The organism is Bacillus sp. z50 (genome assembly GCF_058313585.1).
The window spans coordinates 12,078-36,029 of record NZ_JBZFQL010000001.1 but is presented as its reverse complement, the minus strand read 5'-3'; the positions used below and the strand labels follow the sequence as shown (position 1 = coordinate 36,029).

Here is a 23,952-nt window from a genome sequence, read left to right as displayed (position 1 = left end):
CACCTCGAGAAAACGCTTTCAAAAATAACCATTAACGGGTACATTCAGTTCTTCCTGTATCACAATGGTACATTCTTGGAGAGCCAATTAGACCAGACTCGCCGCCTGCTCGTCCCCGAAGGTTCGGCATAGGTATAAATTCACAGTTGTGGTACGTGGTGGATATGTCATAGTTCTAAACACAAATAAGAGGTTGGTTTTTCGGAGTTGAATCATCTGTTTGTAGTACGTGAAAATACTTTGCGTATCCTTTTTCTGATTGAACACATTAGCATGAGAGTAGTTGGGATTGATGTCAAACTAAGCAGATTTATTCGTTGTAATTCCCGCTTGATGAGTATCATCCCATTGTACTAATGTTCGAGAATTGTCTCTTCCATTTTTCCAATGATCTGCATGATCTCCTCGTATAAATCGCCCTTGCCATATTTCAATATTGTGTAAATTTTTCATGCCCACACCGTTGTACTGCTCAATGGTCGCGAAGTGGATATTTGTCATGCTGATTTCCTGCCCGTCATAAATAAACGTGGTTCCAAAAACAAGGTGCTGAGTGCTTGGGCACTTTCTCTGCGCCATGACTCGTCATTTACCCAGGTGCTGAAGCTTCTCGGCTGGTCATGATTTTCCGAAAGCAAAGCATTCGACCCGGGATCCTACAGTCCCTTTTACCATTTGCAGAGTCTGCTTCAAAGGCATATTCAGTCCTCCCCCCATCCCCTCGATTCCATAACCCCAGGTGTTCGAGCAGAAAAATGATATTGAAATATCCTCTTTTTCTCCTACCCATTTGTCTACTTCCGCCAAACACCCCCATTGTCTTCCCCCAACCGTCATGATGGCAAAGCGGGCAAACGTCTCTTCCCGTAATACCCAAGAAACCCCGCTCCCATTCATTATATGAAGGAAACATGGATATCAGAAAACTATTTTTTTAACAATTTTTCATTTTACCATATCGTATATCCATAGTTTAAGAATGTTGAGAATTCACAACGTTTTTTGACGAAATTTTCATCGCTTGAGTATCAGGAACTTTATTTATGCAGTTAGAAGTCAGTAAACAAAAGGATAGACAAGCAATTATCTATGCCTGTCTATCCTTATTATCTTTAAAATGTCTACTGTATAAGTTAAGCGTTTAATCAAAAATTTATTTTCTTCTCTGTCTATTACAATATCTACATTAAATCACGAGACTTACTTACCGAGAGTCTTAGTCACCCCAAATACATCCTTCGTATCATTATACTGATTAATCGCAATATCTAGATCATGAAAATAACGATGTATTAATCGAATCTGTTCTTTGTCTGCTTTATTTTTGGTCGCCTTGGCAATTGCGTGGATTTGTTTAAAATCTTCCGATACCTTTTTATTTTCTATCCCCTGGCTAATGATTTCATTCGTATCTTTTTCAAGTATGGCTGATAAACTCTTGGCTTCTGACATATCTAATTCTTCAATACTGCCATAGCCTGTTAAATCATTGTATTTAGCGTGATATTCAGCAATTAACACACTTTCTTGATTCGATATATTTTTTGGAGGGTTTTTCTTTAATTGATCCATTGCTTCTTTAGATGGATCATTCAAATGATAATAGACAGTAAGACCAATCACTCCAGCTGCTAATATACCTACTATTAATATTAAAAGAGATAGCCACTTTGATTTTTTCTTATCTTGTTTTTTAGTCATTCGTTCTCCCGCCTATCAAAAGTATTTGTCATCCTATTATTGGGATTTTATGCCTTTTAATTATGACAGGTTTGGCTTAACTGTACAAATAAACCAACCATTCTAGAGGTGGTTGGTTCGTAAATAATTGGTTAAAAGTAGAAATCCATTAAAGTTTCATCCATTAAATCCTGTGTCAATCCTATGTAAATCATCGTATCTTTTTGGTTGGAATGGTTTAAAATTTGCTGCAGCAATGCAATGTCTTTGAATTTTTGGTAGTGTAAATAACCAAATGTCTTACGTAGAGTATGTGTCCCTACATCCTGAATATCTGCCATTTCGGCTGCTTTATTTAACACACGGTAAGCCTGAACCCTCGTAATTGGTCCATTTCCTTTACGGCTTGGAAATAAATAATCGTCCTTTGAAAGTTTTTCTTTCTTGACGTATTTTTTAATTTCTTTTCGCAAGTGCGGATTAATCAGAAACCTTTTCGTTTTTTCCGTCTTCTGTTCAATAATGACAATATGCGTTCCATCCAATACATCCTTTACCCGTAGCTGCAATAAATCCCCTATCCTCAGCCCAATATTGATCCCAATTGTAAACATTATATAATCCCGATAACTGCAATAGCGTAATAATGCTTTTTTCATGGCCTCTATTTGATCAAGCCGGCGAATAGGCTGTACATTTTTAATTCGTTTTGTTGCTGTAACCACTTTTGCCAGTCCCCCTTCTTCCCATCTCTTATTGTACGTGAAGAGGCCATTCAAACACAAGATTTTTTCAATTCCACACCTTCTGTAAACCTTGATTTAATCAGTTTTCGAATGTATCAATTCAAGTCCTTTGTTACATTCGGAATTTTTTAATTATTAATGGTAAAATCCATCATAATTCTACACATTTCCCAAAAAGGCTATAAATCGCCTACATTCGACAAAAAACGTTTAGAATACAAACACCTTAGGAATTAAAAAAGAGGACCTTAAAACCCAATTATGAAGGTCGTTTTTTGACTCTTCTTGTAACAATTTTTGGATATTATTTGCTTAACAATACTGTATGCCATACACTATTATAGAATTAGGAGGTGAAGGTGTTTTGGATGAACTCATACAATCTCTCATTATCGAATTGCGAAGAGGTACACTTACTCTGGCAGTTTTAAGTCAATTACAAAAACCCGAATATGGATACTCACTCGTTCAATCCCTTGAAGAAAAAAATGTTACTATTGATCCCAGCACACTTTATCCTTTATTGAGAAGATTAGAAAAGCAAGGTTTACTGGTTAGCGATTGGAAGTTAAATGGAAATCGACAGAGAAAATACTACCAATTGAGCCACAATGGCAAACAGATTTATGAAAAATTAAAGGAAGCATGGTCTGAAACGTCTAATCAGATGGTACAATTGTTAAGAGAGGATGAATGTGATGAGTTTAATTGATATATATATTTATGAAGTTACAAAGTGGCTACCAGAAGAGTCAAAAGAGGAGATTGCGCTGGAACTCAAAGGGAATATTGAGGATATGCTGCCACATAACTATACTGAAAATGATGTAAAGAACGTTTTGAATAGCTTGGGTGACCCCAGAATTCTTGCTGCCGATTATAGCGGAAATAACCGATATATTATAGGGCCGATTTTTTATGATAGTTATATTCGGGTCTTACTAATAGCTTTTGGTTTGATGGCGGGCTTGGTTTTATTGGGTCATATAGTCAGCGGGATTACGGATTATACCAGTTATTCCTCCGTTGTATCATTTCTAATTGACATGTTTACAGATTCTATCATAGGAATCCTCCAGGCAGCATTTCAGGTATTTACCTGGGTCACCATTACATTTATATTTATAGATAAAATTGCAAATAAAACAAATAGCATCCCCCTTGTAAAGCCAAAATGGAACACTGACCAATTGCAGAGGCGGACTGTTCAAAAGCATAAGTATCAAATATCCAAAGGGGAAGCAATCTTTGGACTCATTTGGACAATTATATGGATCCTAATTCTATTATTTTCTGAATATCTATTAGGCTGGTATGAGACCGTTAATGGCGAGCTTGTTTTGCAAGCCTCCTTGTTTAACCAAGAAGTTCTGAAAACGTATATCCCCCTTTTAATTGCCTTGGCAGTGTTAGAAATAAGTTTAGCGGGATTGAAATACATGATGGGTAAATGGACCTACCATATCGCTATATTTTATACAGTCCAAAGCGCATTTGTTATAGCAATCCTTTATAAAATGCTGTATGACACTACTTTATACAATAGCGATTTTATCGAACGCTTCAATTTATTATTTGAAAAATCTACAAATGGAACATTACCATCAGGTATTATAGCCATCACATTAGCAGTTGTTATTTTAATATCTGTGTATGATTGCAGTTTTGCATTTTATAAAGCCTATAAAACTACTAAAAATCAGCAAAAAAAGAAAAAGTAAACAAGAGGGATGCAGGCTTGATAAAGCTGCATCCTTCTTGTTTTTACACTTATCTCTTATTTTTATAAAACACATGCTCAACCGATAAACTCTTTTCAATCCGAATAATCCCAAATGAGTATTCAGTTTGGCGTCTTTTATCTGTCGGAGAACCCGGGTTAAATAGAATTGTCCCATTTATGTCTTTATTAACAGGGATATGAGAATGTCCAAAAATAATTAGATCCAGTTCCTCTCCGCTAAATGCTTCAATTGCTCTTCCCTCTGTAGTTCCTTTCTTACCGTGCCCATGTACCAAACCAATTCGATATCCATCTAATGTGAGAATTTTTTGATATCCAAGTTGGTCAATCAAATCCTTTCCATCGACATTGCCACAAACACCATCAACGGGTGCATAGGATAGCAGTTCATCGTATACATCCTTCATTTGCCAATCACCAGCATGTAAAATAAGATCAGCTGTTTTCAATTCTTCCTTTAAACGCGGTGGAAGTCCTTTTGCCATTCTGGGCATATGGGTATCTGATATCACAATGATTTTCATCGACGATTCACCTCGATATTTTGCTTTGTTGATTCCTTTATATATCTCTTCAATTCATTCAGAAAAAAGGTACAGTCGTCTAATGTACCGAACACCCTTACCGGAATAATAACAGCATGAATGGCATTCGTATATATATAAATATAATTTTTCAGCATTTCGATTTGTTTAATATCTTTCCATTCATAGAGTACCTCATACCCACCATCAATCATCTCTGTTAATCCGCCTTTTCCGATGGATAAGCGGTATGTACCAAATAGATTAGGCTCCCTGCTATTTTTATGAAATTTTCTAAACTTCCTTCTGATTATTCTCTCTAAATAGAATGAATAAAAAAGTACCGGTAAGAGTGCAATGAATAAGCTGATCAAATAGTAAATAGGTGTAGTAGGTCGAAAATATAGCAATTGCAGGATTAGTGAAATAAATAAAGTGATCAAAAATAATCTTAGTTGTCTATTTCTCATTCTCCGATTGCTTATTTCAGATTGTTTGTTCATGTGGAGATAAAAATTGGTTACATCAGTCAGCTTAAGATCATATGTTAATTGCATTTTACTCCCTCACATCTTCTATTTCATTTCAACTTCATTGTAACAGGTAATTACAGCAAACAAAAAAGACAGCCGACATTATCATTGATAATGTCGGACCGTCCCATAATACTCAATCTTATTGTATTCCGGATAAATAGAAGAAAACTGAACATAAATGGGGCTATCGAGCAACCATGGATAGTAAGCAAACAGCGTTTGATCACCATGTATAATTGCATGTAAGGCTACAGGCATCATCTTTACAAAATGATCATAACGTGATTGGGCCTTTTGTTCATCAAATTCACCTTTACTAATATGAATGTAAGCTGTTAAGACAAATTGTCCGTTTAACATGCGCCAATCAGCTACAACTTCATCCCGCATCTCCCAGTTGATGTTCAGTGCATCAATCTCACAGCCAATGCTCAAAAACAACTGTCCGGTTAAGTCAGAATGTGTCAACGTATATTTTCTACCCTCTAAAGGACCTGAAGGGGTTATCGGCGGAATATAGGTCACACTCAATTGTTCTGTCTGGAAGGACATATCTGAAACACTCCTTTAAATAAGAAGATTTTTTACCATTCTATGACATCAGCCTAAAAATGGTGCAAATGAAATAGATCGCTATTTTTCTCCTTACTCGTAAACTGGTATGTTAAAACCAGATGTTTACCTTCACAGTCATATAGCTCTTTACCCACTTATATAACATCAAATAATTCTATTTAAAAAATGTTCTACAAAACGTTTTTCGTCCACTTCTACACATACATGAACAAGCGGCCTTTCGTTTCCACTGGGACAGGTTTCCCCTACCCTTTCTCCTTCGAGCTCCACCGAGATGGGTTCTGTCTTCAGTGTGACGAAGCTCTTGTCAATTGCTACTCCAACAGCCAGTGGATCGTGCAGGGCACAACCTTTGATGCCAGGAGTGGCCTTCTTATAAAAGTCCATATAAAACTCTGTCATGTCTGCCAAAAAGGAACCGAGTTCATCTTCCTTCTTCCGCCAGTTTGCTAGTTCCTCCTTCTTAAGCAGGGTTTGCATGGTTACATCAAGTCCTACAAGGAAAAGCGGTAGATTAGAGCGGAAAACAAGGTCAGCTGCTTCAGGATCACAATGAATATTTGCTTCTGCATGCGGCGTTACATTTCCTTTACAGAAAACCGCTCCTCCCATGATGATGATTTCATCAAACATAGCAGTTATCTCAGGCGCTTTTTGGAGGGCAAGCGCAAGATTTGTCAGCGGTCCTACACAGATATAAGTAATTTTACCAGGGTTGTTTTTCACCTGCTCAATCAGATAATCAACTGCATGGACCTCTGGTATTTCACTGGGCTTCTCTCCATTAAGTACATTTCCAAGACCATCCTCACCATGTACATGACGAGCATATACTTTTCGCGGTCCACGCCTAAGAGATTCATACGCACCGGCATACACCGGGATATCAAAACGACCCAATTTTTCTAGAACGATTTGCGAGTTTCTTACTGCTTCTTCAACAGGAATATTGCCGAAACACGCAGTGATACCTATTATATCTAATTCCGGTGAATGAACGGCATAAGCTATAGCCAATGCGTCATCTATTCCTGTATCTACGTCTAAGATAACCGATTTCATTATGTTCTCTCCTCTTCTCCTGAAGTATACTTTTTCCCAGTATGATGATAGCTGCATGTAATGCCATGAGTTGACCATCTGATATTTATTAAACGAAAAAATCTCTTTTTCAAAATATCACACGAAATTAAACGAGAAAGTGGTTTATCATACTATTTTTATCGTAGAGTTGAATATGTATCATTAATAAATAGTTAATCTTCCAGTTAATAAATCCCCTCATTCTAATCATATACTGTGATATCATTGACTATTTTTACTTAGATTTACATCTATATACTATTTTAATTACTTTTGATCTAGATTGTAATACATTATATAAAATAATAGCTAGGTAATAATTTTGTTTCGCTATAACGATTATCGCATTACAAATATATCCAATAGTGATATTCTATTAATAGAATGATTTTTTAATATAGGACTATTTTAAAAATAATTGATTGAGGTGGTACTACTGATGGAAGCTCTTTATTATTTTGTTTTAGCTGCTGTTATCGCAACATTTGGCATTAGCTGGGCTGTTCGAACAGCAATCAAGGAATTGGTCAATGAGCCAGAAAGAAAAGAAAACATTCAAACTAAGATGTTCATCAAAGTAGCTGTTGTAGAGGCAATTCCCATTATTTTAATCATTTTTGGCTTTATTAACCTATCCTCTTCAACTTCTGATGTTATTTTACCCCTTATCATAGTAGGTGCAGTTACAATTCTTAATATTATCTTCATCTATGGTACATCCTCTGAAATAACGAATGATTTGAATACCCCAGGGGACTTGAAATTAGCAATAAAGACTCTCACCATGATGGGTGTCACTTTAGTATTAGCCATACCTACCATAGCTGTTGTAGCTTGTTTTACTGTCATGAATTCATAAATATGCAAGCTGGAGATGTTCTCAGAAGATATCCTAAAACTGGTTGTCAGCGGTATAAAAGGGCAATTTAATTTATATCAGCAATTTCCGCAATAAAAAGAGCCTCCTTAGTCGAAAAGGATACGTAATCCTACCGACTAGGAGACTTTTTTCATTTAAACATAAATCCTGTTAAACACGCTCACTCATTAAATTCAAAAGGAAATCGTAGATCGTGGGATAAGGTTTTAATTTGGCACCACTTGAACATCCTTTAGCACCCATTGTTCTTCTTTATATACCCAGCTTGATCGAACCTCAGCGATTCGATCAACCACGGATGCGCCGGAAATTTGCTGAATGCCTATCAATTCCTTATGACCATCTTTATCAATGTCTTTTACCTTTAAGGATTTGTATTCACTTACTAATGTTTCAGATGGTTCACTTAATTTCCCTTTTCGATAAACCCCGAGTTTATCATACTTCTTTTTATGATCTTTTAAATCAATTAAGTAGGATTTATTCATTTCTGGAACCATCACAGTGGCTTGATAATTATTTTTGAATGCTCCGTTGATATTTAATGTTTCGGGGAGCTCAATCAGTTCAATTTTATTATTATAGATGCAAAAGGCATAATAATCATTAACTCCTCCGCTACCCCCTGTTGGAATCTCCATCAGAACTTCCAATGTACTGTCGTCATTAAGATCGAGAAACTTAACGGCAGGCTTAAACCCTCCTTGAATCGTTTCCTTTTTAGTTCCCTTTTTTGTTTTTACTACCAACTTGAATTCCTTGTAATACTTTGTCTCCTGATCAAAAGGATTACCATATAAATATACTTGATCCTTCTTCCCGTCTCCTGTCACATCCACTTTATAAGAACCAAGTTCAACTTCCTGGCTTTTTGCATCTTTTTTTGCAGCATCTATGGATACTGGCAGAAGCAAACACCCAACTATCGAAAAAATTATAAAATGATTAATCCATTTCATCATATACTCATCAACTCCCAGGTATAGGATTATTCATTATAGATTGCCTGGAATTTAACTTAATTATGCATATAACTGATGAAAATCAAAGAAAAAAAGCCGTAAACAGATGATCCTGTTTACAGCTTTTTGGATAGAAATACATTGAAGCTATGAATTTGATACTTCGGGAGTCTTAACCCATGTTTCAACGATTGGTCCATTTTCGCCTTCATCCATAAAGAACGAACCATTTGAATAGCGATCACTAGGTCGTAATTGGAAGGATGCAACTTCTTCTATCATGCCTTTTTCCGACAAAATCACAATAGTATCAACATCGTTTACAAATTCTATTCCTGCTACTCGATGTGGGTTTTTCTTCAACTCTCTCAACATAACAACTCCTCGTTTTGCACGGGAAGTCATTTCAAACTCGCTTCGTTTCATTTTCTTAATAGCGCCCCTCTGTGTGATCAACGCTATCATAGATGAATCAGTTTCAGCAAAAACTTTCCCTGCAACTATATAATCATCGTCCTTGAGATTTATGCCTTTAACACCGGCAGCACGTGCTCCCACAGTTGGAATTTCACTTTCAGGGAACATCAATCCATACCCAATAGAAGTAGCCAGGAAGATGTTTTGATTTCCATCTGTTTGATGGATATCCACAACCTGATCATCTCCCTTAAGATTAATAGCTGTTAAAGGTTTTGAATATCTCGTTGCCTTATATAGTGCAAGTTCAGACTTCTTAACTAATCCATTTTTCGTAACAAATAATAAAAACGATCCTTTTTCAAAATCAGAAACTGGAATAGCCTTTAATAGATTCTGATTCTTATCAAGCGGTACGATATTACTGATATGCTGACCAGTATCCTTCCATCTGATATCAGGAAGTAAGTGAACCGGACAGTAAATATAACTACCTTTATCTGTAAACAACAACAAGGTATCGGTTGTATTCATATCCAGCTTATGAAGGAGCCTATCTCCTTCCTTCATTCCATAATCCTGGCCGCCTGAAGCAGTATAAGATCGTAAGCTTGTCCGTTTTATATACCCTTCTTTTGTGACCGTAACAATAACATCTTCGCTTGGAATCAGAACTTCAAGATTAATCTTAATGTCTTGAATTTCAGCTTCTATTAGAGATCTACGTGAATCTGAAAAATCCTTTTTAACTTCTTTTAGTTCTTTTTTAATAACTGCCATTAACTTCTTGTCACTGCCAAGGATAGTTGTCAGCTCTTCAATTTTTTTACGTAGTTCTTCAGCTTCGTTTTCCAATGCCGTAATATCCGTATTCGTTAATCGGTAGAGCTGAAGGGAAACAATCGCTTCTGCTTGTGCCTCTGTAAATGTATATTCCTTTATTAGGTTTTCTTTTGCATCTTTTTTATCGAGAGACGCACGGATTGTTGCGATTACTTTATCAAGAATGGAAATCATTTTGATAAGTCCCTCAACAATATGCTGACGATCACGAGCTTTTGCCAAATCAAATTCAGAGCGCCTTGTTATCACTTCACGGCGATGATCAATATAGGCATCCAGCATTGCTTTTATGCCCATAAGCTGCGGACGTTTCTTATGAATGGCAACCATATTGAAATTATATGTAATTTGCAAATCTGTATTTTTAAATAAATATTGAAGAATAACATTAGAGTCTACTTCTTTTTTTAACTCAATGACAATCCGTAAACCTGTACGGTCGGTCTCATCTCTTACTTCAGAGATACCCTCAAGTTTACGATCAAGGCGCAATTCATCAATTTTTTTAACAAGATTAGCTTTGTTTACATCAAAGGGAAGCTCAGTTATCGTAATTTGCTGTCTGCCACCGCGTAAAGTTTCAATCGCCGTTTTACTTCGAATGACAATTTTGCCTTTACCTGTTTCGTACGCCTTTTTAATTCCATCTGCCCCTTGAATGATTCCACCTGTAGGGAAATCAGGTCCTTTTACAGCAGTCATTAGCTCATCAACTGTACAATCCGGATTATCGATTCTCATGATGGTAGCATCAACAATCTCTCCAAGATTATGTGGCGGAATCTCAGTGGCGTAACCAGCTGAGATTCCAGTTGAACCATTTACAAGCAAATTTGGAAATTTAGCCGGCAGCACAATCGGCTCTTCAGCTGTATCATCAAAGTTTGGTACAAAATCGACTGTTTTCTTCTCGATATCTCGTAAAAGCTGGCCTGCAATAGAGGATAAACGTGCCTCCGTATAACGCATGGCTGCCGGAGGATCCCCATCAATACTTCCGTTATTCCCATGCATCTGAATTAATTCACGGCGAAGCTTCCAGTCCTGGCTCATTCTGACCATGGCTTCATAAACGGATGAGTCACCGTGAGGATGGAAGTTACCGATGACCAGACCGACTGTCTTGGCTGACTTTCTATATGGTTTGTCATTGGTATTACCATCCGAATGCATGGCATAAAGGATTCTTCGTTGAACCGGCTTTAATCCATCTCGTGCGTCCGGTAATGCCCTGTCTTGAATAATATATTTACTGTATCGGCCGAAGCGGTCGCCAATCACATCCTCAAGAGGGAGATCGCGGTATTTCTCTGCTGTCATAATACTTCCTCCTCACCAGCAACCGTTAAGTTCTCATTCTCTAAAATATTTCCATCTTCTTCTAAACCAAAAGCAACATTGGCTTCAATCCACTTACGCCTTGGTTCTACTTTATCACCCATTAATGTGGTAATCCGTCTCTCTGCCCGTGCCGCATCATCAATGCATACACGGATCAAGGTACGTTGTTCTGGATCCATAGTCGTCTCCCATAGCTGGTCTGCGTTCATCTCTCCAAGACCTTTGTATCGCTGAAGCATGTATCCTTTTCCAACCTTTTTAATGGTACCTTCTAATTCATCATCATCCCAAGCATATTCTATAACTTCTCTTTTACCGCTTCCTTTACTAACTTTATATAAAGGAGGTAAGGCGATGAATACTTTACCATGTTCAATTAATGGTTTCATATAACGATAAAAGAAGGTAAGCAATAATACTTGGATATGGGCGCCATCCGTATCAGCATCGGTCATAATGACGACTTTATCATAATTGATATCCTCGATGGAGAAATCGGATCCTACTCCACCACCGACAGCATGAATAATTGTGTTTATTTCTTCATTTTTAAAAATATCTTCAAGCTTAGCTTTTTCTGTATTAATAACTTTACCGCGTAAAGGCAAAACAGCCTGGAACCTTCGATCACGCCCTTGTTTGGCAGACCCTCCGGCAGAATCTCCTTCGACGAGGTATAGTTCATTCTTCAATGGATTGCGGGACTGCGCCGGTGTAAGTTTTCCTGAAAGCAACGCTTCCGATTTCTTGCGTTTTTTACCGCTGCGTGCATCTTCTCTTGCTTTTCGGGCTGCTTCTCTGGCCTGAGCCGCTTTAATCGACTTACGGACCAAGGATGTCGCAATATCGGCATTTTCCATTAAATAATAAGATAATTTTTCAGATATAACAGAATCTACCGCAGAACGGGCATCACTGGTACCAAGTTTACTTTTTGTCTGTCCTTCAAATTGTAATAATTCTTCTGGAATTCTTACAGAAATGATAGCAGCCAATCCTTCGCGGATATCTGAACCATCCAGGTTTTTGTCCTTTTCTTTCAGCAAACCGGATTTACGTGCATACTCATTAAAGGCACGTGTAACAGCAGTTTTCATTCCTACTTCATGAGTTCCGCCATCTTTTGTTCTGACATTATTGACGAATGATAAAATATTTTCCGAATATCCATCATTAAATTGAAAAGCAAAATCAACCTCAATATCAGAATGAGTCCCCTCAAAGCTTACAACAGGATGCAATGTATCTTTTTCTTCATTTAGGTAAGAAACAAATGCCTCAATCCCATTCTCATAATAATAAACATCTTTTTCATCCGTACGTAAGTCATGTAATTCAATTTTTAAACCTTTTAATAAAAAGGCAGATTCGCGTAAGCGTTCACTTAAGGTTTCACGATTGTAAACAATGGTAGAGAAAATACTCTCATCCGGTTTAAAATGAATGGTTGTTCCAGTTTGGTTGGTTTTACCAATTTTCTCTAAAGTCGTTACAGGTTTTCCGCCATTTTCAAAACGCTGTTCATAAATAAAACCATCACGCTTAATGGTAACAACAAGCCATTCTGATAAAGCATTTACGACCGATGCACCAACCCCATGTAAACCACCGCTCGTCTTATAGCCACCCTGACCAAATTTTCCTCCTGCATGAAGGATGGTTAGAATAACCTCCGGAGTCGGTTTACCCATTTTATGCATTCCAGTAGGCATCCCTCTACCTTTATCCATTACACTGATGCTATTATCTTTATGAATTTTTACAATAATTTCGTCCCCATGTCCGGCCAATACTTCGTCCACGGAGTTATCAACGATTTCATAAACGAGATGATGCAGGCCTCGTGTGTCTGTGCTTCCGATATACATTCCCGGTCGTTTACGGACAGCTTCTAATCCTTCAAGTACCTGGATGGCATCTTCGTTATAGTCAATAGGTTTTATATTTTTTGCCACTTATGTACCCCTCTCTTTACGTTACAACTTCTATTATATACATATTCTTAAACAAGAACAAATGTTCTTGATAGTATAAACAGCACACTAAAGCTCTATTGCTCTATTTTTACAGATTATTTTTCGTTTCGCAAATAAAGTTTAGATAAAGGTTATGTATACGAGACATCCCGGCTTCCAGTCCCTGTAAAAAACAAATAAAATAAGTCCCTGTATCTTAATTATGGTATCATCTTCGGTGTTTTTACAACTATTAGTTTTTATTACCTACAACATTATAAAACCACCAATGAGCTATTTACGAGCAATTGGTGGCCATTTTTTATTATTTAGTTAATGCATGCTCCACTTTTATGCAACGGTCCATAATGACGGTGTAATCCTTGTCCTTTAGCATTTGGAAGGCCTCTTCATCAATAACTCCCAGCTGTGTCCAAAATATATCGGCATCGATTTCCAAAAATTCCTTAGCCAGATCCATTACATATTCAGATCGGCGAAAAACATTGACAATATCTACATGCCCTTCAATATCCTTCAATGTCGCAACCGCCTTTACACCCAAAACACTATCCACTGAAGGATTGACCGGGATAATTTCATATCCATTATCCTGCATGGCCTTAGATACCATGTAAGATGTCCGTTCCGGATTATCAGAAAGACCAACGACAGCTATTCGTTTCGCTTTTTTTAAGAGGAGACCAATTTCATCTCTGCTTGGATTTTCTATCATGAATATAGCCCCTTTCAATAATAAAATTTATCCTTATGTATACCCATAGGCTATTATAGAATAAACGGTCAGCTCAGAATAGGGAAGTTAATAAAAATAATTTTTTTATTTTCTTTTTGCAGGTACATGTTAAAATATATTAACCAGTAGTGTAAGAAAGGAACTGTTTATATGTTATATTTTTTGTTTATATTGGCCTATTTGCTAGGTTCAATACCTTCAGGCTTAATTATAGGAAAAGTTTTTTATAACACTGATATACGTGAGCATGGCAGCGGAAACTTAGGAGGAACCAATACATTCCGGACACTTGGGAAAAAAGCCGGAATTATCGTTACAACTATAGATATCTTAAAAGGTACTTTGGCCACCTTATTGCCATACATATTTAATATACAAGCTGATCAATGGCCAAGTTGGATTGCTATTCCGTTGATATGCGGCTTATTGGCAGTTATCGGCCATATGTACCCTATATTTGCCGGATTCAGAGGCGGTAAAGCTGTAGCTACATCCGGAGGTATTTTGCTCGGATACGATCCACTTTTATTTGTGATTCTAGTTGCATGCTTTTTTGTATTCTTATACCTAACTAAAATCGTGTCCTTATCTTCTATGTTGATTGCAGTTGTGGCACTTATTTATGCCATGTTTAGCGGAGATCCTTCCATGTTAATCCTAATTATCTTCCTGGCAGGATTTATCTTCTATCGCCATCGCGCTAATATCAAACGTATTATTAATAAAACAGAACCTAAGGTTAATTTGTTTAAACGATGATATAAGACTGTTTTTGGAATCACGATTAGTGGTCCAAAAACAGTCTTTTTTATTTTTGCTAAACAGAATACAAAAGCAATATTCTCCTCCGAAAACCTCATCTCATATTCAAACAACAAAGCTCGACCTCTATCGACTGATTACCTAATAGGATTAAACGATCGGATAATTTAGTATAAAATTATCAGTCATATGAAACCAGAAAAATACCTTATTTTGCATTTTAATCTAAAAAGTGTCAATATACATGTAGGAATATATTAAAAATATGTACTCATATTTAGAAAAATTTACTAAGCAGGTGAAGAATGAAGAAAAAAATAGCCCTCCTATCATTTTTAATCATTACCGCAGCTATAGGTATACTTATATATCTAAACACTCAGGAGATTTTCAATAATTATGAAGAAAAAAACGTAGCTTTAACCCATAACAGGGAAGTTTTCTTATCTGAACGTAACTACCATTCTACTGCTGAAATTGGAGCCATCGGAGATATACTTTTGCATGATAAGGTATATGAAGATGCAGATACTGGTTCTGGTTATGATTTCTCAGATATGTTCGCACATGTAAAAGACATGCTAAGCAACCCAGATTTTACGATTGCCAACCAGGAATCTATTGCAGCCGGAAGTGACTTGGGGTTATCGGGGTATCCGACATTTAATTCACCTTATGAAATATCGGACACCTTAAAAGACGTTGGAATAGACCTCGTAACCTTAGCAAATAACCATTCCCTCGATAAAGGTGAAAAAGGTATTCTGCGTGCAATCGAGTATTACAATAAAATTGATATGCCTTACGTAGGAATTCATAAGAATGAAGAGGATGCCAAACAAGACCGCATCATGAACGTAAATGGTATTAACATCGGCTTTCTCTCTTACACATATGGAACGAATGGGATTCCTATTCCGGATGGAAAAGATTATTTAGTCAATTACTTAGATGGTAAAAAAGTCTCGCAAGATATCAAGGATTTACGTGATAAAGTGGATCTTATACTCATTAATGCTCATTGGGGACTGGAATATCAAAGAAACCCATCTGATGAACAAAGAAAAATGGCAAAATTAATGTCTAATGCAGGTGCAGATATTATTATTGGGCATCATCCGCATGTCCTCCAACCAATTGAATGGATAGAATCCAATCAGAAAAAAACATTAGTTGTCTATTCATTAGGAAACTTCATCTCCGCCCAAAAAAATAACTATAAAGATATTGGCGGTATGGTTACCATTAGCGTTCGTAAAGAATGGTCAGCTAAGGGAACTGAGACCGAAGTAACTAACGTAAACTTCTCTCCAACCTATGTAACTAATCAAAACGACCGTGACTACAGAATAAATACGTTTGGAAGTGAAGATGTATTTGGACAGGAAAAGATCGATAAAGAAAAATTGACTGATTTTATGCTTAGCCATCCATCCATAAAATAAGAATTTAAACTAACGAGCTGTTCCAAATTTGCTTAATTTGCATTGGGACAGTTTTTCTTTTTCAAGTTTAGGAGAGAAAAAGATTAAAAGAGATGGATAAGGGCTATAGAGTATTATAATAATAATCTAACAGCAACTGAGTCTTTATCAGAGATGAATTTTCCACCGAATAAAAAGTGGGAATTGAAACAGTTTAAACCACTCTAGTGATACATCCTTTTGTTTACTGAGTGTTACCAATCGTTATCTTATTAAAATTATGTCATAATGGTAGTATTCAGTAGTTAGATAGCTCACCTTTATCTGCCAATAAACATATCAGGAGGATTCAAACATGGAAATTACAATCGATGAGCAATCAGCTGCATGGTATAAAGCAGAATTGGAACTTGAAAAAGGCGACTGCCTTCGGTTCTTTCCCCGTTATGGAGGCTATAGCCCTATACAATCAGGCTTTTCTTTGGGAATCAGCAAAGAGGAAGGAAAACAAGCCACTGTTACCTTATTAAAGGATGGAATCACCTATTTTATTAATGAGGATGATATATGGTATTTTGACGGAAATAACCTCAATATAACCTTTGACGAACAGAAGGCTGAGCCCACGTTCTCCTATAGCAAATAAGAACAGAAATCCCCTGTGTACCACTGACACAGGGGATTCTCTTTATCTATTTTCGTTTGATTTCTTCGTATTTTGCATTCCATTCCGGAAATGCTTTTTTAAACTGAATCGGTCTGAAATTATCTTTTTTTACTACAATATGCGTAGTTGTTCCAGTTGCGCAAATTTGATCATGCTGATTCCGGATTTCATATCCATACAGTGTTTTTATTCCATTATTTTCTTCTACCCAAGTATGTACATAGGCCTGATCACCATATCGTAATGGTGTTTTATAGGTTACATGAATATCGTAAACAGGTGCATAATAGCCTGCTTCCTCCATATCCGTATATTTATAGCCCAAATCCTCAATAAGGGCTGTTCTGCCCAGCTCAAACCATTTAAGATAGTTTGCATGATACATAACACCCATCATATCAGTATCTGCGTAAAATAATTGGATTTCTTTTTTTGAAACAAACATTCCTTCTACACTCCTATTCTACAATAGTCCTTTTTCTATTCTAACACATCTTGAAAATCAGCCTTTGTCAGAGTAGAGTAATCAACCGCAGCCAGATCCTCTCCCGTCTGCTCGATTAATCGAACCGCCTGTACCTGTATCGCATTGTCAACCAAATTAATAGCAAATCGTCCGTTCCCATCAATCTCAATTAGGTTCAACTTTTCAACCAAGTAATCTTTTGCCGCCTGGTCCAGTATATACTGATATTTACGAGCATAATTTTCAATGATTTGCATCAATTCCTCTGTGCTATAATCCGGAAAATGCATGAACTTTTTGAACCTGGATGAAAATCCTGGATTACTGGACAGCAACGCCTTCATCTCATCAGGATATCCTGCCAAGATGATGACAAGGTTTTCATTATGTTTGGTCATCTCATCCACTAAAGTATTCACAACTTCTTTTCCATAATCTGAATTGGAAGAGCTTAGTAAGGAGTAAGCTTCGTCAATAAATAATACACCGCCCAATGCATCCTGAACCTTCTTTTTCGTTTTAATGGCTGTCTGCCCGACATAGCCAGCTACAAAATCAGCACGGCTAGCTACAACTAGATGACCTCTCTTCAACAGTCCACAATCTCGCAGTATTTCCGAGTACAGCTTTGCAACTGTTGTTTTACCAGTTCCAGGATTCCCGGTAAAAACCGCATGAAGCTGGACAGGTACCGTTTTTACTCCAGCCTGTCTCCTGGATTGCTGTATCTTTACAAATGCTGAAAGTTTATGAATTTCCTCTTTAATCATATCCAAACCAACAAGATTCTTTAGTTCTGCCTGGGGATTTCCAGTGGATACAGGAAACTGAGAAGAAAAGTCCTCTTCTTGCAGAAGAAGATAATTTAAAAAGCTTTCATTGGCTTGCTGTTCACCTGTAGAACCTTTATGGAAGATTGCATCCATAACAATTGATTTAACTGTTCTGGCATTACCGAAAGTTTGATCAACCATCTCATATTCAATTCGTTTTTTTAAAGAAGGAATCGCATCGGGAGCGATAAAATAATGATTTTTTTCTGCCGTTTGAATCGCAATTTCAATCATTTCATCCAATGAATAGTCTGGTAACTCCATATAATTAAAATTCGGGAAACGACTGCGCAAACCAGGATTGCTATCCAGAAACTGTCTCATTTCCTCAGGATATCCTGCTAAAATAACAGCGAACCTTCCAGAATACTCTGCACTATCCATAAGAGATATAAGCGTATCTATCACTGTCTGCCCGTAATCTGTTCCTTGTTGGCCCTCTCTTTTTAAGCTGTATGCCTCGTCAATAAAAAGGACGCCTCCTACTGCCTCTTCCACAGCTTTACGAACGTTTTCTTCTGTTTGTCCAACATAAGCTCCAACCAATTTAGAACGATCAACCTCTACAATTTTTTCTTTTGGCAATATCCCTAATTCATAATAGATTTTCCCTAATAATCTGGCCAAGGTAGTCTTACCGGTTCCAGGATTACCCGTTAAAATCATGTTTAGGCTAATATCACCTGTATTACTGAATCCTAATTCTTCACGGTGTTTTTGATACTTCAAAAATTGATAAAGCTGGTTAACCCGTTTTTTTATTTCAATCAGCCCAACCATTTCGTTCAACTCTGCTAAGGCACTTACTTGATCCTTTGCATCAACAATTTCATGCTGTGATATAAACTCGTTAAATTGATGAATATGGCTATTCAGAAGATTTAATGAGGATTTTAACTCCTGATAAACAATTGCGGTATGGAAATTCCCGCTTAATGTTTCTTCATACTCTTTTGCCGTAGAGATTACCTTTTGCATACCGTCAAATATATCATTTAAGTATTTTTTTGCAGTATGGATTAAATCTGTTTCTGCCAGTTGATTGATTTGTTTTAATGCTTCAGTTGTACGGTTCATGTAATTGCTTGTTTCATTCATAATCTGCCCGACCGTGTTACGTTTTGCAGTTCTATTATCCGTTTCTCGTAAAGTTGGAGTAGAAAAGCCAGTATATAAGTCATTAAAACGATTGAGCTGCTTAGTTTCCAGCAATCGTTGTATTTCAGAGCGATTATTCAATAATCGGTTTGCTTCATCTAATAATAGATAATATAAATCATCTTGTTCCTCTTGCTTACTTCTTTCCAGGGCTAATAAATATAACAGCTTTCCTTCTAAATCTGCTGATATTCCCCACTCACCCTGGTTTTTACATATAAATTGAAGCACACTAAGTAATTCTGTTTTTATGGGGAGTGAACCTTCTTTAGTCAACGTTCTCTCCCACTCATCAATCATATTTTTATAATTGGTTATTGATAATTCCATTTACTGCTTCATCCTTTTTTCAGTCGATGTCTCCATCCTATCATACAACACGTTCCAGATTAATCATTTTAGCTTAATGTATGATTCACCAGTCAACTATTGAAATTAAACATTCTCTTATTCAGAAGTTCTGTCTTTTAGTCGTAATGGCCGCTTCATTTGTCCCTCTTTTTACGGATTATTTTTCTTGGCTACTTGGGTTTGGTTTTAAAATTCACCATGAAGATTTGGAACATAGTTTTTTTAATTCATTAATGAACGCGAAGTAAATTTCCTGGATTCTAACCAACTAAAAAATCTGCCTGTCTCCATTAGGATTCAGGCAGATTTGAGATTAAATTATTCAGCTATTCACCTTTTGTTTGAATCACGTCTGGATGCTTTCCGGATGTATCTTGCATCTGTTTGCCTTTATTTCCACCGGCAGCTCTAGGTTGAGTTCCAATGTGATTTGGTACAAATGACTTGGAATTTTTCTTCGGATTTCCCATTTTATCTTCACCCCTTCTTTCTTATCATGCTTACTTACGCATGACTTATAAGGTGTAGATATTGGATATTACTCCGCTCGTTCCATCATTCTTTTATCGATTCGATCTTCTAGAACTTCCATTGCATGTTTATCCATTATAATTTGTTTTTTATTTTCCAGTATTAAATCTGCTAAAGACATCCGCTTACGCTTTTTCATCGTCAACCACCATCCATACTTTATTTTATAATATCATTGCCTACTTTTTCTGTATTTATAACATTTTTAGAAAATAACGATAACTAATTAGTCTTTAAAATATGAAAAAACAGCCTTCAAGGCTGCTTACATGTTTGCGATATGCTCTTCCATTTGTTTATATTCCATTAACCCTACAACCTTTTTATCAATAACTCCCTCTTCATTAATGAAGAATGAAGTTGGAATGGACACAACCTTATATTTTTTGTTCACTTCACCATCTACATCCAATACAGTCCGAAACGTAAGTTTTAAATCACTCATAAATCCTTTTATATCCTGATCAGAATCTATATTTACGGCTAAAACAACTACATCAGGATGAGATTGTTTAATTTTTTCCATATCAGGCATCTCTTTTTTACACGGATTGCACCAGGTTGCCCAAAAGTTTAACAACACCTTTTTCCCCTTATAATCAGATAGTGTAATTTCCTTTCCATCTGGATCTTTTAATGTAAAGTCGACTGCTTCTTTGCCCTCATCAGCCTTGACAGGTGTATCAGGCTGATTCAACACTTGATAAAATGCTACTCCAATCAGTATCAGCAATAAAAGTGACCCGATGATTTTTTTCACACTAAACTCCCCCAGCCACAAATAGTATATTCCCCACCTGAAATTGTATCAGTATTTCCAATTTTACGAAAGCGTGAAAATCTCATCCTGATAACTTCATATTTACAATTAGTTATTCTAAACAAAAATAAAAAACTGACCGAAGTCAGTTTTTTATCGTTACTTAGTAGATGATGCTTCTTGTAATTTTCCTCGTAAAACCATTGGTAAGATACCGCCATGACGATAATAATCGATTTCCACATCAGAATCAAAACGAACTAAAACATCAAATTTCTTCTCTGTTCCGTCCTCTCCAACTGCAGTTACCTCGATGATGTCACGTGGTTTAACATTTTCATTAACTGGAACAAAGATTCTCTCTTTTCCAGTTAAACCAAGTGTTTTAGCGCTTTCGCCTTCTTTGAATTGAAGCGGAAGTACACCCATTAATACAAGGTTGGAACGGTGAATTCTTTCAAAGCTTTCCGCAATGACCGTTTTAATTCCAAGTAGGTTGGTACCTTTGGCAGCCCAGTCACGGGAGCTTCCCATTCCGTAATCTTTCCCAGCCAATACGATCAAGCCAGTATCATCTTTTTTATATTCCATACATGCATCATAGATAGACATCACTTCACCAGTTGGCCAATACGTTGTATATCCACCTTCAGTGCCTGGAGCAATCTGATTACGGATTCGGATATTAGCGAAAGTACCGCGCATCATAACTTCATGGTTTCCACGACGAGAACCGTATGAGTTAAAGTCACGGATAGCAACTCCTTTTTCACGCAAGTATTTACCTGCTGGTGTATCTTTGCCGATAGATCCAGCCGGAGATATATGGTCTGTTGTAACTGAATCTCCAAATAATCCGACAACGCGCAGTCCGTCAAGCGGTTTTACTTCTGTTGGGTTAGGATCCATATTTACAAAATAAGGTGGGTTTTGAATATAAGTTGAATCAAAATCCCAATTATATAAAGGTTCGTTGCTGGTTTGGATTTCATTCCATCTTGCATTGTCATCGAATACATGCTCATACTCTTTAAGGAAGAGATTAGATGTTACGGTATCCTGTACAAGTTTATTAACCTCTTCACTGGATGGCCAGATATCTTTGAAATAAATATCTTTTCCATCTTTACCTTTTCCAATTGGATCATTCTCAAGATCGATATCCACTGTACCTGCTAAGGCATATGCGACAACCAATGGCGGTGATGCCAAATAGTTTGCTTTTACTAACGGATGAATACGTCCTTCAAAGTTACGGTTACCGGATAAGACAGAAGTAACAAGTAAATCTGATTCAGAAACAGCTGCTTCAATCTCTTCCATTAATGGACCGGAGTTCCCGATACATGTAGCACAGCCATACCCAACAACATTGAAACCAAGTTTATCAAGGTATGTTCCCAGACCAGAATCACGCAAATAGCCTGTAACGACTTTTGATCCCGGAGCTAATGATGTTTTTACGTGATGTGGAACCTGTAATCCTAATTCCACAGCCTTCTTAGCAACTAGTCCAGCACCCAGCATAACATATGGGTTAGAAGTATTCGTACAGCTTGTAATGGCAGCAATGGCAATATCACCTGTTTTCATCGGCGCCTGACGGCCATCATTCAGCTGAACAGTGATTTTTTTATTAATTTCATCTTGACTAAGACCGAATCCTGCATTTCCAACCGGAGCTGTTAAAGCTTGATTGAAGGCAGATTTCATATTAGATAAAGGAATCAAATCCTGCGGACGTTTTGGACCGGATAGATTAGCCTCAATTTCTGAAAGGTCAATCTCAATAATTTTTGTATATCTTGGTTCATCACTGTTTTTATAGTAGAACAAACCGTTTTCTTTACAATATTGCTCAACAATTGCGATATGCTCTTCTGTACGTCCAGTCAAACGCATATAAGTAAGAGATTCTTCGTCAATTGGGAAGAAACCGCAAGTAGCGCCATATTCCGGTGCCATATTTGCGATGGTCGCACGATCTGAAAGTGAAAGAGCGCTCATCCCAGGGCCGAAAAATTCTACAAATTTATTAACCACACCACTTTTACGCAGTATTTCAGTAACTTTTAACGCCAAATCTGTAGCCATTGTTCCGTTTGGCAAGGAATTAATAAACCGTACACCGATAACTTCAGGTACTGGGAAATAAGAAGGTTGGCCAAGCATTCCAGCTTCCGCTTCAATTCCGCCTACACCCCATCCTAATACACCCAGACCATTTATCATGGTAGTATGTGAATCAGTTCCCACTAAAGAATCTGGGAAAGTCATATAATCGCCATCCGGCATTTCTACTGAATGTACAACATTAGCCAAATACTCAAGGTTCACTTGGTGAACAATCCCTGTATCTGGTGGAACCGCACGGTAATTATCAAATGCTTTTTGTGCCCAGCTTAGGAATTGGTAACGTTCCGCATTTCTTTCAAATTCTAAATCCATATTAATCTGCAACGCATCTGCAGTTCCATATTTATCAACCTGAACTGAATGGTCGATAACAAGATCAACCGGGATTTCAGGGTTAATTTTACCCGGATCTCCTCCGATATCAGCCATGGCTTTACGTAATGAAGCCAAATCGACTACAGTCGGTACACCTGTGAAATCCTGCAATATTACACGGGAAGGTTTAAAAGGTACATCAATATCGATTGACATTTCCTCTGTTCCCCATTTAGCAAGGTTTTCCACATGTTCCTTTTTAATAGCTCTCCCATCCTGTTGACGCAAAACGCTCTCCAGTAAAACTTTAATGGAATAAGGCAATTTGGAAACTTCTCCAACTCCTGCTTCTTCCAATACATTCAAATTGTAGTAATGATAGCGTTTACCGTCGATTTCAAAAAATCTCCGTGAATCGAACACATCATTTTTCCCCAATCAAATTACCCCCTCTAGGTAAAAGATATTACAGAATATAGTAATAAATTGTAGAAAAGTAAAACAC

24 protein-coding genes are annotated in these 23,952 nt (G+C 37.0%); 6 read left to right on the top strand and 18 right to left on the bottom strand.

What is annotated here, in order from left to right:
• Nucleotides 1-300 precede the first annotated feature (300 nt).
• The 4 genes from AC4G3N_RS00180 to AC4G3N_RS00165 all read right to left on the bottom strand — a co-directional run bounded on the left by AC4G3N_RS00180 (nucleotide 301) and on the right by AC4G3N_RS00165 (nucleotide 2,384).
• Nucleotides 301-579, bottom strand: a complete 279-nt coding sequence (locus tag AC4G3N_RS00180; protein WP_148629692.1) for an alpha-amylase family glycosyl hydrolase — start codon at nucleotides 577-579, stop codon at nucleotides 301-303.
• Between the two features lie 39 nt (nucleotides 580-618).
• On the bottom strand, nucleotides 619-897 hold the full coding sequence (locus AC4G3N_RS00175; RefSeq protein ID WP_491089510.1) for a hypothetical protein: 279 nt from the start codon (nucleotides 895-897) through the stop codon (nucleotides 619-621).
• Nucleotides 898-1,200: 303 nt separating this feature from the next.
• Complete coding sequence (locus AC4G3N_RS00170) at nucleotides 1,201-1,701, bottom strand: hypothetical protein (RefSeq protein ID WP_066103913.1); 501 nt, start codon at nucleotides 1,699-1,701, stop codon at nucleotides 1,201-1,203.
• 131 nt (nucleotides 1,702-1,832) lie between these two features.
• Nucleotides 1,833-2,384 carry a site-specific integrase gene (locus tag AC4G3N_RS00165; protein ID WP_066104338.1) on the bottom strand — a complete coding sequence of 184 codons (552 nt, stop codon included), beginning with the start codon at nucleotides 2,382-2,384 and terminating at the stop codon, nucleotides 1,833-1,835.
• Nucleotides 2,385-2,790: 406 nt separating this feature from the next.
• Between AC4G3N_RS00165 and AC4G3N_RS00160 the strand changes: the two genes are divergently transcribed.
• Together AC4G3N_RS00160 and AC4G3N_RS00155 are read left to right on the top strand one after the other, a co-directional pair.
• Nucleotides 2,791-3,138 carry a PadR family transcriptional regulator gene (locus AC4G3N_RS00160; protein WP_139891970.1) on the top strand — a complete coding sequence of 116 codons (348 nt, stop codon included), beginning with the start codon at nucleotides 2,791-2,793 and terminating at the stop codon, nucleotides 3,136-3,138.
• The gene (locus AC4G3N_RS00155) at nucleotides 3,125-4,147 is read left to right on the top strand and encodes an HAAS signaling domain-containing protein (protein ID WP_066103916.1); all 1,023 of its coding nucleotides are present in this window, start codon (nucleotides 3,125-3,127) and stop codon (nucleotides 4,145-4,147) included. Before AC4G3N_RS00160 ends, AC4G3N_RS00155 begins: the two co-directional genes overlap by 14 nt.
• A gap of 49 nt (nucleotides 4,148-4,196) precedes the next feature.
• Here the strand turns inward: AC4G3N_RS00155 and AC4G3N_RS00150 are convergent, their stop codons facing one another.
• From AC4G3N_RS00150 to AC4G3N_RS00135, 4 genes are all read right to left on the bottom strand, one after another.
• A complete protein-coding gene (locus AC4G3N_RS00150; RefSeq protein ID WP_491089509.1) occupies nucleotides 4,197-4,694 on the bottom strand; it encodes a metallophosphoesterase family protein in 498 nt (165 codons plus the stop codon).
• Nucleotides 4,691-5,251, bottom strand: a complete 561-nt coding sequence (locus tag AC4G3N_RS00145) for a YcxB family protein (protein WP_491089508.1) — start codon at nucleotides 5,249-5,251, stop codon at nucleotides 4,691-4,693. The genes AC4G3N_RS00150 and AC4G3N_RS00145 overlap by 4 nt, the downstream gene beginning before the upstream one ends.
• Before the next feature lie 81 nt (nucleotides 5,252-5,332).
• A complete protein-coding gene (locus tag AC4G3N_RS00140; RefSeq protein ID WP_491089507.1) occupies nucleotides 5,333-5,782 on the bottom strand; it encodes a staygreen family protein in 450 nt (149 codons plus the stop codon).
• A gap of 168 nt (nucleotides 5,783-5,950) precedes the next feature.
• Nucleotides 5,951-6,868: a nucleoside hydrolase gene (locus AC4G3N_RS00135; RefSeq protein WP_139891974.1), complete on the bottom strand. Its 918-nt coding sequence runs from the start codon at nucleotides 6,866-6,868 to the stop codon at nucleotides 5,951-5,953.
• Nucleotides 6,869-7,328: 460 nt separating this feature from the next.
• On the opposite strand from AC4G3N_RS00135, the gene AC4G3N_RS00130 reads away from it, so the two are divergent.
• Nucleotides 7,329-7,748, top strand: a complete 420-nt coding sequence (locus tag AC4G3N_RS00130) for a F0F1 ATP synthase subunit C (RefSeq protein WP_139891975.1) — start codon at nucleotides 7,329-7,331, stop codon at nucleotides 7,746-7,748.
• A gap of 227 nt (nucleotides 7,749-7,975) precedes the next feature.
• On the opposite strand, the gene AC4G3N_RS00125 is transcribed toward AC4G3N_RS00130, so the two are convergent.
• From AC4G3N_RS00125 to AC4G3N_RS00110, 4 genes are all read right to left on the bottom strand, one after another.
• Nucleotides 7,976-8,731, bottom strand: coding sequence for a YybI family spore inner coat protein (locus AC4G3N_RS00125; protein ID WP_140461426.1), 756 nt, complete (start codon nucleotides 8,729-8,731; stop codon nucleotides 7,976-7,978).
• 147 nt (nucleotides 8,732-8,878) lie between these two features.
• Nucleotides 8,879-11,314: a DNA topoisomerase IV subunit A gene (parC, locus tag AC4G3N_RS00120; RefSeq protein ID WP_148629689.1), complete on the bottom strand. Its 2,436-nt coding sequence runs from the start codon at nucleotides 11,312-11,314 to the stop codon at nucleotides 8,879-8,881.
• A complete protein-coding gene (parE, locus tag AC4G3N_RS00115) occupies nucleotides 11,308-13,275 on the bottom strand; it encodes a DNA topoisomerase IV subunit B (RefSeq protein WP_373925479.1) in 1,968 nt (655 codons plus the stop codon). Before parE ends, parC begins: the two co-directional genes overlap by 7 nt.
• Before the next feature lie 337 nt (nucleotides 13,276-13,612).
• Nucleotides 13,613-14,023, bottom strand: coding sequence for a CoA-binding protein (locus AC4G3N_RS00110; RefSeq protein ID WP_066103933.1), 411 nt, complete (start codon nucleotides 14,021-14,023; stop codon nucleotides 13,613-13,615).
• A gap of 171 nt (nucleotides 14,024-14,194) precedes the next feature.
• Here AC4G3N_RS00110 and plsY point away from each other — a divergent pair, with 171 nt between their 5' ends.
• The 3 genes from plsY (at nucleotide 14,195) to AC4G3N_RS00095 (ending at nucleotide 16,876) form a co-directional block, all read left to right on the top strand.
• The gene (gene plsY / locus AC4G3N_RS00105) at nucleotides 14,195-14,803 is read left to right on the top strand and encodes a glycerol-3-phosphate 1-O-acyltransferase PlsY (RefSeq protein ID WP_066103936.1); all 609 of its coding nucleotides are present in this window, start codon (nucleotides 14,195-14,197) and stop codon (nucleotides 14,801-14,803) included.
• 308 nt (nucleotides 14,804-15,111) lie between these two features.
• The gene (locus AC4G3N_RS00100; RefSeq protein WP_491089506.1) at nucleotides 15,112-16,251 is read left to right on the top strand and encodes a CapA family protein; all 1,140 of its coding nucleotides are present in this window, start codon (nucleotides 15,112-15,114) and stop codon (nucleotides 16,249-16,251) included.
• Between the two features lie 334 nt (nucleotides 16,252-16,585).
• Entirely contained in the window at nucleotides 16,586-16,876 is a 291-nt protein-coding gene (locus tag AC4G3N_RS00095; protein ID WP_066103940.1) for a HesB/YadR/YfhF family protein, read from the top strand.
• Between the two features lie 46 nt (nucleotides 16,877-16,922).
• Here AC4G3N_RS00095 and AC4G3N_RS00090 read toward each other — a convergent pair whose 3' ends face one another.
• From AC4G3N_RS00090 to acnA, 6 genes are all read right to left on the bottom strand, one after another.
• Nucleotides 16,923-17,342, bottom strand: a complete 420-nt coding sequence (locus AC4G3N_RS00090) for an acyl-CoA thioesterase (protein ID WP_066103942.1) — start codon at nucleotides 17,340-17,342, stop codon at nucleotides 16,923-16,925.
• Between the two features lie 35 nt (nucleotides 17,343-17,377).
• The gene (locus tag AC4G3N_RS00085) at nucleotides 17,378-19,684 is read right to left on the bottom strand and encodes an AAA family ATPase (RefSeq protein ID WP_490553324.1); all 2,307 of its coding nucleotides are present in this window, start codon (nucleotides 19,682-19,684) and stop codon (nucleotides 17,378-17,380) included.
• A gap of 347 nt (nucleotides 19,685-20,031) precedes the next feature.
• Nucleotides 20,032-20,175, bottom strand: a complete 144-nt coding sequence (locus AC4G3N_RS00080; RefSeq protein ID WP_066103946.1) for an acid-soluble spore protein N — start codon at nucleotides 20,173-20,175, stop codon at nucleotides 20,032-20,034.
• A gap of 68 nt (nucleotides 20,176-20,243) precedes the next feature.
• The gene (locus AC4G3N_RS00075; protein ID WP_077248025.1) at nucleotides 20,244-20,375 is read right to left on the bottom strand and encodes an FbpB family small basic protein; all 132 of its coding nucleotides are present in this window, start codon (nucleotides 20,373-20,375) and stop codon (nucleotides 20,244-20,246) included.
• A 126-nt stretch (nucleotides 20,376-20,501) separates the two neighbouring features.
• Entirely contained in the window at nucleotides 20,502-20,996 is a 495-nt protein-coding gene (locus AC4G3N_RS00070) for a TlpA family protein disulfide reductase (RefSeq protein ID WP_066103947.1), read from the bottom strand.
• 159 nt (nucleotides 20,997-21,155) lie between these two features.
• On the bottom strand, nucleotides 21,156-23,885 hold the full coding sequence (acnA, locus tag AC4G3N_RS00065) for an aconitate hydratase AcnA (protein ID WP_066103949.1): 2,730 nt from the start codon (nucleotides 23,883-23,885) through the stop codon (nucleotides 21,156-21,158).
• Between the last annotated feature and the right edge of the window lie 67 nt (nucleotides 23,886-23,952).